Consider the following 16,185-nt stretch of genomic DNA (forward strand, 5'->3'; position numbering starts at 1 on the left):
ATGCAGCTCATTTTGTGACAGCAGCATCAAAAATAATACTTGGTCACATCATCAAGGCAAGTTTTAGAGCCATCCCTTATGGGATGGCTCGGGCGCTCTTTGCATCAATTACACTTTACGTACCGTAAACCAGATGCGTTCAGATCTGGACGCTGCCAAAATTTCCGGTTCCTTGCAAAAATTCATGAACCTCACCGATTCTGTGCTCCCCACTCGCACAGCTGCTCCAACACAGGCAGCAGCGTCTGCCCTCTCGGTGTCAGCGAATACTCCACTTTGGGCGGAATCTGCGGATACTCCACGCGCTTAACCAGCCCATCGGCCTCCAATTCCTTAAGCTGCGCGCTGAGAACTTTGTACGTCACCGCTCCGAGCTGTCTCTGCATTTCGTTGAATCGAATCGGCTGCTTGGCGGACACCAGATACAGAATTGCCATCTTCCACTTCCCGCCGATCACTGACATCGTATAACCGAACGGTGTGTCTTGGATTACCGTTTCCTTGCCCTTCAAATCGGAAATGCCCATGTTCACACTATCCTTTCGGATAGTAGCCCACTTCTTTGTGCGTACTATCCTTTTATTTTCGCCCAGTCTATACTAGCCTTACTTTAAAGTAAAGGGGCTAAAACAATGACGACCATTCAAACATACAACCATAATCTCTGGGATCACGGAATTTCGCAGGGGTACCTTGTCGACAGCACGCTGTATATCTCGGGACAGTTCTCCCATAACGCCGAGGGCGAGTTCGTCGGAGCAGGCGATATTCGGGCACAGATGAAGCAGACGCTGGAGAATTTGGATGCCGTGTTACGAGAGTTCGGAGCGACGAAGCATAATCTGGCTTACGTGGAGCTGTATCTGACGAATGCGCAGGAGCACGGGGAAACCGCGATCGAACTGTTCAAAAAGTATGTCGGAGAGCATCGGCCGGCGGGGAGCATGATCGGGGTGACTTACCTGGCATTTCCGGAACAGTGGGTAGAGGTTCGGGCTGTGGCGCATGTAGGCTAAGAAAAAAGAGAGGAGCTTCGCTTGAAGCTCCTCTCTTCGAATATTCGATTATTCTTCCCGAAATCGTCTAAGCTTGTGGCGTATGCTAGAGTGCAGACAGCTGCTTGATCCATCCTTCCAGCTCGTCGACCAATCCTTTTGCAAGTTCGAAATCGGTATCTTTCAAGGCCAATTCGATTTGCATTTCGACCAACTTTTTCTTTTGCTCCGTTTCCAAGTAGTCTTTATCGAAATGACTGGCATAGATCATCTGTCTGAATTTTCGCATACTCATTTTTCGAATGGTCTTATTGTCAACGATCAGCACATAATCCATCCCGTTTACGACGGAATAGAAATCGTGCGAGACCATAACGATCGCACCTTTGTAGTCGATGATGGCTTTTTCCAGCGCGATCTGTGTATAGATGTCCAAATGGCTCGTCGGTTCGTCAAGCAGCAGCAGGTTGGCTTGACTGGCCGCGACTTTAGCCAATTGGAGCATGTTCTTTTCTCCGCCGGACAACGATTCGATCTTCTGCGCAAGGATCTCTCCTTCGAAGCCGTAGTTCGCCAGATACGCTCTGACCTCGTCATAAGTTTTGAATCCGGCGTCGATGAATTCATGCAGGATCGTATTCGAATCTTGCAGCGTTTCGCCTTGAAGCTGAGATAAGTACGCCGCTTTCGTATCCGCATGGACTCCGATCGAGTCGTGATGGTTTCGGAAGATGTCCCGCAGCAAAGTCGTTTTCCCGGTGCCGTTCGGACCGATGATCGCGACTTTATCCGTGGATTTGATCTCGAAGTTTACGTTTTCCAACAGCAGCTCGTCGAAGGACGCGCTATAATGGTCGACTTTTACGACAACTGCGTCTTCCATTTCATGCTCGATCCCGAAGCGGATATCCGGCTGCTTGATCTCGACGAACGGCGCTTTGATTCTGCGCGCTTCCAGTCTTTCTTGGAACTTGACTCTGGCTTTTAACGCTCGGCCTCTGGATGCTTCTGAATTATAAGTCGCGATCGCTCTGAGGTTGTCGATGATGTGATCGTATCGCTCGATCTCTTCTGCCTCAGCGACAGCGATCTCCTGCAGCTCGATTTTGGTCTGAAGCAGCGAGAAATGATATTCGACATAGCTTCCGTCAAACTCTTGAATTTCCGTATTTTCCAGGTGAATGATTTTGTTGAAGCAATGGTTTAGAAGATAGCGGTTGTGCGTAACGACCAGCAGCATGCCTTTGTGGGAGTTGATCAATTTTTTGAGCGCGTTCAGATTTTCGAAGTCCAAAAATACATCGGGTTCGTCCATGATCATCAAGTCCGGATTCGTCAGCATTTCCTTCATGACTTGAATGAGTTTGAATTCCCCGCCGCTTAAGGAGGTTACGCTAACATCTTTTAACTTCGCGAGATTGGCCAGATTCAGCTTCTTATGAATGCGGCTCTCGAAATCGTCCCCGCCCATCGATTCCAACGCGTCCAGAGTGAGTTGATATTTCTCCATCAGCGAATCCATATCCGATGTCGTCGCCATTTCGGCATAGATCACGTTGAGCTTCTCCTGAATCTTGGTAAATTCTTCACTAATATATTCAAAAACGGTCATTTCTTTCGCCGGGTCCACCTGAGAGAACTGACTGACGTAACCGATTCGGCAGTTCGGATCGATCTCCAGCTTGCCATCGAACAAATGCTTTTCCGGGTCCATCAGAATCTCGATCAGGGTGCTTTTCCCGCTGCCGCTTGTTCCGATAAAGGCGCAGTGCTGCCCTTCTTCGAGTGTGAACGAAATGTCGGTATACAGTTCTTTTTGCGGGAACGAGAAGGATAAGTGTTCAACTTTGATCATTGTGTTACCTTTCTTGGTAGCTGAAATGGGGTTGATTAGAGGTACTGCAGAACATGAATACGGAGTCTGCCGCACCTCAGATTAACACTGTTTACTGCCAAATTCAATGCTTAGACCAAGCCCCGTTTTATTGTTAAATGATGTCTATATGATTTACTGTTGGTGATCCTCAAGTGCATCGAGACTCTAAGTCAAGAACCGGATCCCACTATTAGTGCCTTTTGGGTTTTGACATACGTTCCATGATCAAAGCCACCCTGCGCCTGCTGAAAAGTCGGATCATTAGAGCCATAAAGTAATTGCTGCGGCCATCGATGATATAGCTGCGCCCCTGATCAATTCCGCGGAATCCGGCCTGTACAACCTTTTCCGGGGTCGAGAGCTTCTGACCTGCTCCCATCTCCTCGCTGCCGACCGCATCGAAAAATCCCGTCTCGGTTGCACCCGGGCACAGTGCGAGCACGCGAACACCACGCCCGCGCGTCTCCGCCCATAGCGCCTCAGAGAAGGACAATACAAATGCTTTGGTACCCCCATAAACTGCAGAATATGCACAAGGCATGAACGCAGCCATCGAAGCCACGTTAACGATGATTCCATCCTTTCTCTCCAGCATATCGGGCAGCAGCCGATGCGTAAGATCGACTAACGTAGCCGTATTCAACAGAATCTCCTCCTGCTCGCGCTCCGGGTCTATTTCCTCGAAACGGCCATAAGTGCCAACGCCTGCGTTGTTGATGAGAATATCGACAGACAAGCCCAGTTCGGATATTTGTTCGGCCAGTTGACGCGGAGCATTCGCTTTGGACAAATCGCAAGAGAGTGCATAAGCCTCTACACCGTACTGGCGGTTGATTTCCCTTGCCATTGCATCCAGTTTGTCCTTGGAGCGAGCTGCCAGAACGACATGACAGCCTCGTGCCGCCAGTTCTTTGGCATACACTTTCCCGATTCCGGATGAAGCACCGGTGACTACAGCCAGCTTGTTTCGATATATATATTTGTTCAAGAAGCCAACCTCCTATTTAAGCGTCTCTGACGTAAATTAGCTTCATTGTACTGTCGGTGGAGGGAAGTCAACCACATCATGCTTATACTATTAGCGGGATTAACAGCCTCTGTACTCGTTACGGTTCTCTTTTGTAGAAACGGCATTCAACAGAGATTATAATAATCATATATAACGTTCTTTTGGTCCATTTGGTACTAGCAATCTGCATCTTCCCTATGAGTAAATAGATAAGTAAATAGAGGTGACCCACTTGAAAAAGAATCATTCTCCATCCGCATTGGGTGACTTCCTTAAATCGCGCAGGGAACGATTACAGCCGTCAGAGGCAGGGATCCAGCCGCTGCCCGGACGAAGACGTACTCCGGGTCTTCGAAGAGAAGAAGTCTCTTATCTTGCCAATATAAGCGTGACTTACTATGCCTGGCTGGAGCAAGGCAAGGAGGTTAATCCTTCGCCGGAAGTGCTGCTAAGTATCAGCAAAGCGCTTCAGCTTGACGAAGACGAGCAGAAGCATCTATTCGATCTCGCCAATGTAGATGTGGCTAGCGTCGTCACAGTGCCAAATAGCGAAGGGCCGGATACGAGAGTTTTGCAGCTAATCGTAGATCAGCTGCATTATCCTTCTTTTATCACGGACGAAGGTACGGACGTTATCGTCTGGAATCGAGCGGCAGAACTGATCGTAGCCGATTTCGGCAGTCTGCCGGACAACGAACGGAATATGATGGACATTATGTTTTTAAAGCCGGATTACCGCAATAGACTGGTGAACTGGGAAGCCGCTGCCCGTTACTCTGTAGCCGTTCTGCGGGCAGGCTTCGATCTTTACAAGAACAACCCGTTATATATGGAAAGGTTTGAACGCTTGACGCGGGAAAGCGCGGAGTTCGTACATTTCTGGGAGCTATATGAAATCAAACAAAAACGCGTAGCCACCGCCTTATTCCGTGTCCCTGACGCACAAGAGATGGAGTTCGAGCTCCACTCCGCGGCTGTAATCGATAATGACCCGGGACTGCACTGGTGTTTCTTTGTTCCGGTGCCCGGTTCAGGTACGGAGGAGAGATTACTGCGTATACTTGAGCGGGACAGGCAGCTACCGTAGACTGTTACTCCCGTTAATAGAATAGATGTGCTGTGGCTAGCTCCCTCCAGTTGCTTGTATGATTCAGTGGATGACAACGATTGGAGGGTGTTTAGCATGCAAACATGGTTCATTACAGGAGCATCAGGAGGCTTGGCTTCACGTATAACTCGCCAGTTGCTTGATAGAGGGGACCGTGTAGCCGCAACGGTACGCAAGCCGGGTGTGCTGGATGATCTGCAGGCACAGTATGGCTCTGGGCTATGGCAGGCTAATCTAGATCTGACAAACTCTCAGCAAATTGCTGAAGTGGTGGAACGTGCATTTTTAGAACTGGGTACGATCGATGTGTTTGTCAATAACGCAGCCTATGGATTGTATGGCGCAGTGGAAGAAGCAAGCGACAGGCAAATTGAGCACCAGTTTATGACCAATGTGCTTGGCTCCCTACGTGCAGCGCGTGCAGTCCTGCCCTTTTTCCGCAAGCAGGGCGGCGGTCACATGGTACAGATTTCGAGTATGGCGGGTCATTATTCTATTCCGGGTATGGGGCTGTATTGCTCTTCGAAATGGGCGGTCGAAGGAGCCTTTGAAGCGCTGGCTAAGGAAGTGGCTCCGTTCAATATTAAGACCACTATGGTGGAGCCCGGCGGAATCCGAACGAATTTCATTACAAGCAATGCCGTATTCGGCGAGCGGATGGACGAATACCGGGATACGGAGGCAGGCCAATTCGTTAGCCTGATGAAGGGAGAACTGCCTGGTATAGATATGAGCATGTTCAATCAAATGGTTGTCGGCGATCCGGATAAAATGGCGCAGCAGATTATCCGTCGTGTCGACCAGGGAGAGGGCCCGATACGTATGGCGTTGGGCAGTGACGCCTATGAGCAAATCCGGGCAGCCCTGCTGGACAGACTGGCCGCTCTGGAAGCACAGAAAGAGCTGGCTTACTCCACTGATTCAGATGATGTGGTAAAACCATCTTAAAGGATACCAAAGCATTCGACATCCACGACAACTGATATGCTCCTCTGAAGTAGCCGGGTTATTTATTAATCCTGTCTACTTAAAGGGGAGCTTGTTTAGGGATTTTCGTTATTTGTGATACGGTTCAGCTTAACGGGTCTACGGCGAATTTTAAAAGTACCCAATTAATTAAATGACCATTTAAGCAACTCAAAAACCGGGATTCGCCAAATAAGGCGTCCCGGTTTTTGACGTTCTATGTTGGGTTAATCATCTCAGATAGCAGAGGATATCTTTCTCTCCCTGATCCTTTATTGAAATCCATCTTTCAGCCAAGCGCTGGCTAATGCAGTAGCACCGCGGGCGGCCAACGTATCCGCCAAAGCATTCAACATGACGAAATCATGAATGATTCCTTGATAACGCACCGTTGTGACCTCTACACCAGCTTCCCGAAGCTTATTCCCATAGGCCTCGCCTTCATCTCGAAGAACGTCGGCTTCCGCCGTAATGATGAGAGCTGGAGGAAGATCGCGAAGCTGGTCGATGGAAGCTCTCAGAGGAGAAGCATAGATTTCATTTAACTCTTCCGGTTTGTTGATGTACTGTTCCCAGAACCAAGCCATCCCGTCACGGCGAAGGAAGTATCCTTCGGCAAATTCATGATACGAGTCCGTATCCATTCCCCCATCCGTAACCGGATAGAATAGCAGCTGGCGTTTAATCGCAGGTCCCTTTCTTTCCTTAGCAATCAACGTTATTGCCGCTGTCATGTTGCCGCCAACGCTATCGCCGCCGATGGAGATATGATCCGAATCCAGGCCATGATCCTTGCCGGAGGAAGCGATCCATTGCAGCGTAGCGTAGATCTCTTCAAGAGCTGTCGGGTATTTGACTTCGGGAGACAAGCTGTAATTAGGAAATACGATGGCCGATCTGCTTCTGACCGCTAGCTCGCGAATCAACCGATCATGGGTATGGGCATTACCGAACACCCATCCTGCACCATGTATGTACAAAACCGTTTTAAGCAGTTGGCCAGCCGTGTTCTTCGGACGCAGGATCCGAACGGACACTTGACCGCCTGGTCCGCCTGGGATATTGAGATCCTCAATGTCTACATCTTTTTTCTTGGTATCTCCCGACTGAACTTCGTCTACCGTCGCTCTCCCCTGCTCAGGTTCAAGATGGAATAAGTAGGGCGGATTCGCAGTTGCCTCAGCAAATTGTTGTGCGGCGGACTCCAGAATAATTTTTTTGGTCATTTTCAACATCTCCTCATATCACATTAGGTTTAAGAAATTAAATTGTGCACAATTATTAAGGGTAAAAAATTCGTTTCTATTATTGGGACAGCCAAGAATTGGCCAACAGCATTGCTCCGCGTGCAGCATTTGTATCCTTTAAGGCATTCAACATTACAAAGTCATGAATAATGCCTTGAAAGCGTACAGCCGTTACAGGTACACCTGCTTCTCTGAGCTTGTTAGCATAGGCTTCGCCTTCATCTCGCAGGACATCCGCCTCACCAGTGATTACAAGCGCTTCCGGCAATCCCTTTAACTGATCCTTCGTTGCACGAAGCGGTGAAGCATAGATTTCGTTTCTTTGTTTCGGATCTGTCGTATACTGATCCCAGAACCACTGCATACCATCACGACGCAGGAAATAGCCCGTAGCGAATTGTTGATAGGAGGCGGTGTCGAATTTGGCATCCGTAACAGGGTAGAAAAGAAGCTGCTTGCTAATTTTCGGGCCTTTACGGTCTTTAGCCATCAATGTAACCGCCGCCGTCATATTGCCCCCCACACTATCTCCAGCTACTGTGATTTTCTGTGAATTCAGTCCATTATTATTTCCATCTTTGGCCACCCATAGTAGCGCTGTGTAAATCTCCTCGATAGCAACCGGATATTTTGCTTCCGGAGAGAGATCGTAGTTCGTAAAGACTACAGCTGAGTTGGAACCAACGGCTAGCTCACGAATGAGACGCGAATGTGTCAGCTCGTCTCCAAATACCCAACCTGCTCCGTGGGTGTACAATATAACCGGCAGATCTTTCGTTACTCCCTTCGGACGAACAATAGTAAGTGACACGCTGCCTTTTGGTCCGCCTGGAATCGTCAAATGCTGAAGATCCACGTCTGGCATTTCCACGTCACCTGATTGTACTTGATCCACGGCTTTCCTTCCCTCTACTGGGCCGAGATCGAACAAATAAGGAAGTTTGGCAGTATCCTCGACAAACTTCTGAGCTGCCGGTTCAAGCACGACTTTATGATTAGAAGTGGTGGTGTTATTTTCCGACACCGTGGAACCGATCGAAATCTGCTTATTCTGAGCGTCGTAGACGGTCGAAACGTGTAGAGCATCCGCTAGGGTGCGAACCGGAAGATAAGTCAAGTTCTTATAGCTGATCGGCAAAACCTTGTTACCGTTCGCATCCGTAGGAGCATATTCCGCGCCATTGACCTTAAACTTGATATCATTGTTTAAATATGCCGTGATCTTCTCTTGATGGGTTCCTGCATATACGCCGGCCGTGCCGGTAATGGTCATGCCGAGCGCCATCATGGCCACAACGGATGTTTTGAATTTGTTCTTCATTTTCGGGTTCTCTCCTTTGTTATTCCATTCATTGGTAATCATATATTGCATCAATGGCAGGCCTTTGCCGTCCAATGTAGTTATGGCCATTATTAGTTGTTAAAAATTTAATTTTGCACAATCTTTACGGGTAAAAAAAAGATCATAACTTTTGCAGCTCCCAGAGAATATCCTCCGGTTCCATTCTTTTGGTAAAATCGGGATTCACATATGCGGAACGGATAACGGCGTATTCGTCAATCATGAACGTTCCCGTCATCGGAAGCACCCAATGATCTGTCCCATTGTACTCGTGCAGATCAATATTATGGCTTAAGTACATGTCCCTCAGATAGTCAGGCACGTCATACAACAGGTTATATTTGGCGGCAACGATTCCCTTAGGGTCGCTGAGAACTTTAAATGACATTTCTGCTTTCTCTTGATCAGACAGTGTATAATCCGGCAATTGTGGACTGACTGCGATAAGCTGCGCGCCTAGCGCCTGAATGTCGGGGAGAATCTCTTGGTATGCTCTTAACTGCCGATTGCAGTAAGGGCACCATCCTCCTCTGTAAAAGGTAAGGACAACGGGACCTTTTGCCAGTTCGTCGGCTAAATTTATTTGGTTCCCAAGTGAATCTGACAGTTCAAAGTCCTTGGCTTTCGTCCCGACTGGTAGCCCTGTGGCGTTCCCTCCCTCTTGAAGCTGCTGGATGACACGTTGGTGTATCGCCTGCACTTCAAAAGGGCTTGCTGCCGTAATCTTCTCTAACGCTGAAGTTAAGGTCATAGTTGACATGATCACACCTCGAATGGATTATTTCCCGCTAGTCTGAACGACTTTCTCTACTAACTCTTTGATCGTTTTGTTTAATTCCGAGACATCTTCGATTGACATTCCGCTGGCTGAGAGGAGTTCGGATGGAATACAATCGGATTGCTCCTTAAGGGCCAACCCTTTCTCTGTGAGCAGGACCAAGACAACCCTCTCATCTTCCGTTGATCTTACTCTCCTAATCAGTTCGTTCATCTCCATCCGTTTCAGCAGCGGCGTCAAGGTGCCTGAATCGAGGTCTAATTGTTCTCCCAGTTCTTTCACCGTCCGCCCGTTACTTTCCCAGAGGGATAGCAATACGAGATACTGAGGATAGGTAATTCCCATCTCCTCTAATAGCGGTCGATACAACCGAGAAATAGCTCGGGAGCAAGTATATAAGGAAAAGCAAAGGTGTTCGTTAAGTTGCAGCATGTGAGGTCAACCTCTCTATAATGTTGATTAATGATGTGACATGTACTTCACCTCATTTTAAGTTGTTTGCAAATTAGTTGTGCACAACTTTTATAAGCCAATAATACATACCCCTTTCTATATTGTCAACGATTTAATTTTATACAATTTAAATTTAGGGAATTTTTTTGAACACGTATTTCATGATAGGCGCTAGAGATGCCCGCTCAATAGTGAAGATTCCCAGGTAACGTGGCGGAGGTCACGTGCACCTAGAAGTTCGTCGAGTACTGGAAGAAGCGTGGATTTGAGATCGTGCAGAAGAATGAGGTGCGACTGATGCAGGATAGAGAAAATCATCCCGAGACTAACCTGACGTTTACCGACCAGGCCGTGAAGCTAGTCAAAATAGGAGCTGAGTGTAATTCTCGAACACCCAGGGGTTGTCCCACGCCCAGAAGACGCGGGCTATGAGGCTGTGCACGGGAAAAGATAGCTTTGATTTACTCGGTATGTACCCCAGAATGCAACTGGGACTTCTCTAAGTAAATAAGAACTCTACTTAAAGCGCTAAAATTGGACGGGCGGTTTGTTCTCCTATTCCTTTATCACCTGCCTCAATCCCTAGGATTCAACAAACATGCCGACCCCAAAAGCCCGTCGGTTGGTGCCATCTCCTTACTCGGATTCTCCACTTGGTTGACAGTGTAAAATGAAAGACAAGACAAATACCCCTTCTTGTGAAAAGGGGTAAGTTATCTTCATAAAAACCACCGGATGTTATTTCAAGCCAGTGCTCAGAAAGTTTCAGTTCAGGATTACTCCCTGTTCGCTATTTGCTCCTGAGCGAGACGGACCAATTCCCTAACCATGGAACCGCCAATTTTGCCACCGACATGGCCTGCTGATTCTGTTGTCAGTTGACCATTGTTTCCTGGGTGCAGAGGCACACCAAGCTCCTTCGCCACTTCGTATTTTACATCGTCTGGTTGATTCGGATTTACGGTATATCCTTCGCGCTTCATTACATCTGCTTTGAACGCTTGCATTCCCTGTTCGACCCCTGGCACCGCATATTTTCTCCTTCTTCTTGCCATCATACAGCACTCCCCTCGATGTTATTCCATAACATGCCCGGAAGCACAAAATTTCATCCCTATTCCCTAAAATTTATGAGTTAAATCATCATCTCCTCTTAATCTCCCGATCAAAGTACTTTTGATTCATTTACAAAAGACGAAGAAGCTGTTTTTGCACTTCTCACTTGCTGAAGAATCTGAAGCGACTGGATCAGTCGCCAAATTCAGCAGGCTATGAAACAATTGTTTTATTGACAATAGTCATTCGTAACGCATAATGCCTCAAACAGACGTTTTTTAAAGATCTCAAGGCCAGGAAACAGCAGTTTTCGCCCTACTTATGATACGGTTCAGCCCGCTAACTATTACGGCAGGTTTGATAAGCTATCATTCCAATAAATTTGGCAGATTTAGAGTAAAACCCTGTGTTCCAATATATTTTTCAAACTGATATGAGACTTTGAGGGACCCAGCTTTAAAAGGGAATCTTGAAATTCGGCAAGTTCCTCAATCGATGTCGTTTGTACCTTGATAAGATAATTATATTCTCCGCTTATTCGATATAAATCCGTTACTTCCCTAGCCATTTCACAAAAATCAACGATCATCTGGCAATGTTCTGTTTTGACTAGTATAAACGTAGTCATGCCCCGATTCAGATTCTTTAAATTTAATTCTGTGGAATACCCGGAAATTATCTTCTTATCTTCAAGTTTCAAAATCCTCTCTTTAACTGAAGGTTGGGACATACTGACTTCTTTACTGATTTGAGAGATAGACATTCGTGCATTGTGTTGAAGCAGCTGCAAGATCTTTTTATCCATATCATCGATTAGATGATCCATCCCCATCACTCCCTTGAATTGAATTTTAAAAAACTAAGCCATATCCATTAAAATAGCTTATATTTAGTTACCATCCTTTCATTATATCCTCATATAACATATGTAATTCAACAAGTTAGTAGCTGTATACTATAAACAACATTCAAAATATACACAAGGAGAAATCAAGAATGAGCATAAACGGTCTTTCACATGTGGCGATCCAAGCCAAAAACTATAAAGCTACTATTACATTTTATATTGAAGTTCTAGGGTTCAAGGTTGGTCATCATTGGTCTCTGCCATCCTTTCAAATCAAAGAAGCCTCCATGCTAGTTTCACCTGACCAAAGAACCTGTATTGAGATCTTTGATAACGACGCTGTCATCCCTGCTCAAGGGAAGAAAGCATCGTCTGAAGAAGATATAACTTACGGAGCGTTATTACATTTAGCCTTCTACGTGAATAATGTGGATGAAATGTATCAAAAAGCCCTTGCTCATGGAGCAAAGGCTTTTATAGAACCGGATTACCTTTCACTTGGCGAACCCCCACTTGTAGTGAAGAATGCTGTCATTCACAGTCCCAACGGAGAAGTTATCGAATTTATTGAAGAGGTTGATTTTGATATGTCTATCAAGACTCATGCAAATTAAGCTTTATAACGAAAACTTGCCCTTATTTGTGATACGGTTCACCTCAACGGGTCTATCGGCGAAAAATGCGAAAAGGAGCTGTCGCGGCCAGCTCCCTTGTACTGTAATCAATCCAATTCGGCGCGAGAGAATAACTCCCTGATTGCTCTTGTTTGACATACGACCCGCTATAAAAATGAAACTATTGTCGCAGCTATAGCTCTTTTTTGTCTTATCCCAAGCAAATCAGGGCAAAAACATCCTGGTTACGGAAAATCCAGCTCATCATCGATGACACGGAATATCTCCCTATTCCGCACCGGATACCGGGCATCCAGTTCCTCCCACTGCCGCTTCGGTAAAATCAAAAAGTCGTGCGTATCGGAAAGATACGAGGCCTCAAATCGTCGAATTTCGTATTTGTCCCGGATCAGCTCCTGAAAGCCGCGAATCGTGATATAGCGATCATTTCCGGTAAAGGTAAGCGCAATCGAATGCAGTTGTCCATTGTAGGTAACGTCCAGTCCTTTGTCCGTAGACGTCACCTCGATCGTTTCATCTGGAAGCCGTTTACCAAACAATCGGACGATCTCCTCGTCATCCTCTCCCCAATCTACAGTGACGCTGTATACAAAAGCCCATAAATATACACAGAAAGCCACCGAAGTAATCGGCAGCCTTATTATCGATGATTCAACTATCGTTCCGTTAGAACTATGGAGCCATTTAACGAAACGATACCAAAAACTTTATTCAAGTTTTTTCCAACTCTGTGTGGTGGCTGATCTACCATCATCATCTTCATCATTGACTCTTCCAAGTTGTTCAAGGGACTTTTTGTGTTCCTAGCAAAATAGTTCGTAGTAAGTAGAAGATTATGATAGCAATCTAATTTTTTATATCGTATGATTCTTCACATACCATAAGATTTTGCAATAATAAGCTTCATAATATATATCTTATTACACTTTAGGGGAATAAGGCGTACTGCGGATTATTTATATTTTCCGTACGGGAGTTTTTTCGGAATGGAGAGACTATGAAAAAAAATATTGTCTTTATGATTGCATTACTTATACTGTTCACCGGCTTCGCAACACCAAGTTATGCATTATCAGACTCGCAATCTGATTCAATACAAACATTGTTGGATGATGCAAGCCGTATATCAGGTGTACCGGGAATGTCAATCTCAATACTTGCGAACAATGAAGTGCTCTACTTTTCTTCCGGGTACGCAGATCGTGAAAAGGGACTGCCGGCAAGTGAAAATACTCTATATGAGCTGGCTTCGGTAAGTAAAGCCTTTACCGGCATGGGTATTCTGCTGATGGAAGAACAAGGACTGCTGTCAATGTCAGACCCTATCCAGAAATATTTGCCTTGGTTTACGTTAAAGTATCAGGGTAAACACGTGGATATGCAAAGTATTACACTCAATAACTTTTTACACCATACTAGCGGCTTAACAAATGGCAGTCACAGTCAAAACATTCCACAAGGCAATACGCCGGATATGTTGCAAAAAACCGTAGAAACGCTCGTAGATTCTGAATTGTCGTTCTATCCTGGTGAGCAGTATACTTACGGAACTGTTAATTATGACGTATTAGGTCTGGTTATTGAGATTGTGTCGGGACAAAGCTATGAGGACTTTATGAGGGAACAGGTATTTCAGCCGTTGGGTCTTCACCAGACGTATGTTTATAAAGAAGATGCTCGAGCCACCGGACAGTTGGCACAGGGCTACCGTTCTTCCTTTTTTATGACAACTCCATATAACGCGCCGGATTTTTCCGGGAATAAACCCGCAGGCTACATCATTTCTTGTACAAAAGATATGGCGCGTTGGATGGGCATACAGATGGGTATTGTGCAGGACATACCCGAAATATTCCATACGGTTATCGAAAAATCACATCAGGGTGATATGTCTGTTCCTGCTGTCAACGAAATGTATTATGCGGCGGGCTGGTCGGTAAACGCCAAACAAACGATTATAGAGCACCCCGGGGGCAATCCCAATTTCGGAACCGAAGTGGTCATACTGCCAAATGAACGAATAGCCATCAGCTTGCTGACCAACGGCGAAAATATCAATAGAAGCATGGTACTAAAATTTAAAGATATATTAGACGGCAATCTGACGCAGTCATATGGAATAAGCGGCACACAGCTTTTGGACATCATTTTGTCGTCTGCCACAATTATTCTTTGCCTATTGGCTGTTCTGTTCTTTCTCTTGGGATTACGCAGAAGGAAAACGAATGAGCGGCAGCCAATGACAAAAAGGCGAATAATCGTAACAGCTATTTTGCTAATTGCTACGATTGTCCAGTGTATAATATGCTATGCATTAGATTGGTCAGAGATACTTATTTGGCGAACGTATAGTGTTCTTACAGCTTTGATTTCGGCGGCCTTATTAACAGCAAGCATTACATGGTTTGTATACACTCACCGATATAATGCCTCGCTCCGAAAATAAGCATTTCATTCGTTCGCCTTATTGAAAAAACGCGAAGATTTCTTTTAATGAGAGAACAATATCAGCTTAGAAGGAAGTGTCAGGCACCCCCTATTTTTCGCCGTCACTTATGGTAGGGTTCACCGCGGTTAATCTTTACCGCCCGATAAATTTGCTCCACCAGCACCAGACGCATCAGCTGGTGCGGCAAGGTCATGCGCCCAAAGCTCAAACGCTGCTTCGCGCGGCGCAGCACCTCATCGGAGAGCCCATGGCTCCCTCCGATGACAAACACGACATGGCTCGTCCCGTACGTGCCGAGCTTGTCGATTTCCGCGGCCAGCTCTTCCGAGCTCCAGAGCTGGCCATCAATGGCGAGCGCGACGACATGCGCCTCGCTCTTCACATGCGCGAGGATGCGTTCGCCCTCGCGCTCTTTTACCGCCCGTACCTCTGCTTCGCTCAGGGTATCGGGCGCTTTCTCATCCGCGACCTCGATCATCTGAAATTTGATGTACGGGGCGAGGCGCTTGGCATATTCCTGAATGCCCAGCGTCAAATATTTTTCCTTCAGCTTGCCCACGCCAATAATCTGAATCAACATAAAACCATTTCCTCCATATCTTCAATCTCGGTATGTATCCATTTATGAGCGATGCCTCGACACGCCGTATATCCTCTAACGAACCTCACACACCTTATTCAGCCTCATTTACACATTTTGCGCGCCTAATGAACTTCAGCCACGCTAATATGCAGCATTTAAGCCATATGCACATCATTCCGGGCAAATAGCGTGGCTACGGTTCGTTAGCGCAAACATCGACCCAATTTACTCCGAATAAGACGTCTGAGGTTCCTTAGCGTGATTGCCCCCCTGCTCAACCTCCCCACAGACAGCACGCCACGCCAATGCGCAAACTCCCCCACAAAACGCAAAAAGAGCGCTCCGACACGCTCTCTTTGCTTCTTGCCTGTGATGTTCATACCGGATGGAAGGCAGGCCGGGGGCACCCTATCATACAGTGCCTGCGGCCGTTCGTTCCTACAGTACGCTAAACGACGAGGAATTCCGCGTGCTGTTCGCATTCGGAACATTTGGCAGGCGGGTCCCAGTCGGCAAATTCCGTCTCCTTCAGATCAACGATATCCGGAGCGTCCTCATACTCATCGACGAACTTGTCAATGGCGATGTCCACGTGTTCTTTGCATACAACGTACATCCGTTCAAGCATCCTTTCTGTAACCAGCTATGCTCCCGATTCACAACCGCTTATCCATACAGGATAGCCACTTCTCTGTTCTATCACACCTCAGGCTGAAAAGAAACCCCTAACTCCCATTTATCGTGCCCAACTTCCAGGAAACCTCTCCATTCGCCACGAGCAAACGGCAAAAAGCGCCCTCTCCGGGCGCTGTATCATATATATTCGGTTAGGCAGCTCCAT

General features: G+C 46.6%; 17 protein-coding genes. 5 read left to right on the top strand and 12 right to left on the bottom strand.

Translation table 11 applies throughout. From position 1 onward, the window contains the following. Positions 1-191 precede the first annotated feature (191 nt). A complete protein-coding gene (locus RSX24_RS17950) occupies positions 192-527 on the bottom strand; it encodes a winged helix-turn-helix transcriptional regulator (protein ID WP_236413601.1) in 336 nt (111 codons plus the stop codon). 105 nt (positions 528-632) lie between these two features. Between RSX24_RS17950 and RSX24_RS17955 the strand changes: the two genes are divergently transcribed. Further along, positions 633-1,016 (top strand): RidA family protein, encoded by a 384-nt coding sequence (locus RSX24_RS17955; RefSeq protein WP_236413602.1) that lies wholly within the window; start codon positions 633-635, stop codon positions 1,014-1,016. Positions 1,017-1,101: 85 nt separating this feature from the next. Here RSX24_RS17955 and RSX24_RS17960 read toward each other — a convergent pair whose 3' ends face one another. Next, entirely contained in the window at positions 1,102-2,850 is a 1,749-nt protein-coding gene (locus RSX24_RS17960) for an ABC-F family ATP-binding cassette domain-containing protein (protein ID WP_343261374.1), read from the bottom strand. A 211-nt stretch (positions 2,851-3,061) separates the two neighbouring features. Further along, on the bottom strand, positions 3,062-3,859 hold the full coding sequence (locus tag RSX24_RS17965) for an SDR family NAD(P)-dependent oxidoreductase (RefSeq protein WP_343261375.1): 798 nt from the start codon (positions 3,857-3,859) through the stop codon (positions 3,062-3,064). Between the two features lie 244 nt (positions 3,860-4,103). On the opposite strand from RSX24_RS17965, the gene RSX24_RS17970 reads away from it, so the two are divergent. Together RSX24_RS17970 and RSX24_RS17975 are read left to right on the top strand one after the other, a co-directional pair. After that, positions 4,104-4,967: a helix-turn-helix transcriptional regulator gene (locus RSX24_RS17970; RefSeq protein ID WP_343261376.1), complete on the top strand. Its 864-nt coding sequence runs from the start codon at positions 4,104-4,106 to the stop codon at positions 4,965-4,967. 96 nt (positions 4,968-5,063) lie between these two features. Next, entirely contained in the window at positions 5,064-5,936 is an 873-nt protein-coding gene (locus RSX24_RS17975; RefSeq protein WP_343261405.1) for an SDR family oxidoreductase, read from the top strand. A 290-nt stretch (positions 5,937-6,226) separates the two neighbouring features. Here RSX24_RS17975 and RSX24_RS17980 read toward each other — a convergent pair whose 3' ends face one another. From RSX24_RS17980 to RSX24_RS18005, 6 genes are all read right to left on the bottom strand, one after another. Continuing rightward, a complete protein-coding gene (locus tag RSX24_RS17980; RefSeq protein WP_343261377.1) occupies positions 6,227-7,180 on the bottom strand; it encodes an alpha/beta hydrolase in 954 nt (317 codons plus the stop codon). A 79-nt stretch (positions 7,181-7,259) separates the two neighbouring features. Then, positions 7,260-8,225: an alpha/beta hydrolase gene (locus tag RSX24_RS17985; protein ID WP_343261406.1), complete on the bottom strand. Its 966-nt coding sequence runs from the start codon at positions 8,223-8,225 to the stop codon at positions 7,260-7,262. A gap of 439 nt (positions 8,226-8,664) precedes the next feature. Beyond that, positions 8,665-9,303, bottom strand: a complete 639-nt coding sequence (locus RSX24_RS17990; protein WP_236413609.1) for a peroxiredoxin-like family protein — start codon at positions 9,301-9,303, stop codon at positions 8,665-8,667. A gap of 18 nt (positions 9,304-9,321) precedes the next feature. Continuing rightward, positions 9,322-9,753: a MarR family winged helix-turn-helix transcriptional regulator gene (locus RSX24_RS17995; RefSeq protein ID WP_236413611.1), complete on the bottom strand. Its 432-nt coding sequence runs from the start codon at positions 9,751-9,753 to the stop codon at positions 9,322-9,324. A 797-nt stretch (positions 9,754-10,550) separates the two neighbouring features. Then, on the bottom strand, positions 10,551-10,832 hold the full coding sequence (locus RSX24_RS18000) for an alpha/beta-type small acid-soluble spore protein (protein ID WP_438286854.1): 282 nt from the start codon (positions 10,830-10,832) through the stop codon (positions 10,551-10,553). Positions 10,833-11,221: 389 nt separating this feature from the next. Continuing rightward, entirely contained in the window at positions 11,222-11,656 is a 435-nt protein-coding gene (locus RSX24_RS18005) for an Lrp/AsnC family transcriptional regulator (protein WP_343261378.1), read from the bottom strand. A 170-nt stretch (positions 11,657-11,826) separates the two neighbouring features. On the opposite strand from RSX24_RS18005, the gene RSX24_RS18010 reads away from it, so the two are divergent. Then, on the top strand, positions 11,827-12,291 hold the full coding sequence (locus RSX24_RS18010) for a VOC family protein (protein ID WP_343261379.1): 465 nt from the start codon (positions 11,827-11,829) through the stop codon (positions 12,289-12,291). 245 nt (positions 12,292-12,536) lie between these two features. On the opposite strand, the gene RSX24_RS18015 is transcribed toward RSX24_RS18010, so the two are convergent. After that, complete coding sequence (locus tag RSX24_RS18015) at positions 12,537-12,851, bottom strand: hypothetical protein (RefSeq protein ID WP_343261380.1); 315 nt, start codon at positions 12,849-12,851, stop codon at positions 12,537-12,539. A gap of 458 nt (positions 12,852-13,309) precedes the next feature. On the opposite strand from RSX24_RS18015, the gene RSX24_RS18020 reads away from it, so the two are divergent. Next, the gene (locus RSX24_RS18020; protein WP_343261381.1) at positions 13,310-14,758 is read left to right on the top strand and encodes a serine hydrolase domain-containing protein; all 1,449 of its coding nucleotides are present in this window, start codon (positions 13,310-13,312) and stop codon (positions 14,756-14,758) included. A 103-nt stretch (positions 14,759-14,861) separates the two neighbouring features. On the opposite strand, the gene rlmH is transcribed toward RSX24_RS18020, so the two are convergent. Together rlmH and RSX24_RS18030 are read right to left on the bottom strand one after the other, a co-directional pair. After that, positions 14,862-15,341: a 23S rRNA (pseudouridine(1915)-N(3))-methyltransferase RlmH gene (rlmH, locus tag RSX24_RS18025; protein ID WP_236413617.1), complete on the bottom strand. Its 480-nt coding sequence runs from the start codon at positions 15,339-15,341 to the stop codon at positions 14,862-14,864. 451 nt (positions 15,342-15,792) lie between these two features. Then, on the bottom strand, positions 15,793-15,960 hold the full coding sequence (locus RSX24_RS18030; protein ID WP_236413618.1) for a CxxH/CxxC protein: 168 nt from the start codon (positions 15,958-15,960) through the stop codon (positions 15,793-15,795). Between the last annotated feature and the right edge of the window lie 225 nt (positions 15,961-16,185).

The sequence above is a fragment of the Paenibacillus hubeiensis genome, from assembly GCF_032334105.1.
GTDB lineage: Bacteria > Bacillota > Bacilli > Paenibacillales > Paenibacillaceae > Paenibacillus > Paenibacillus hubeiensis.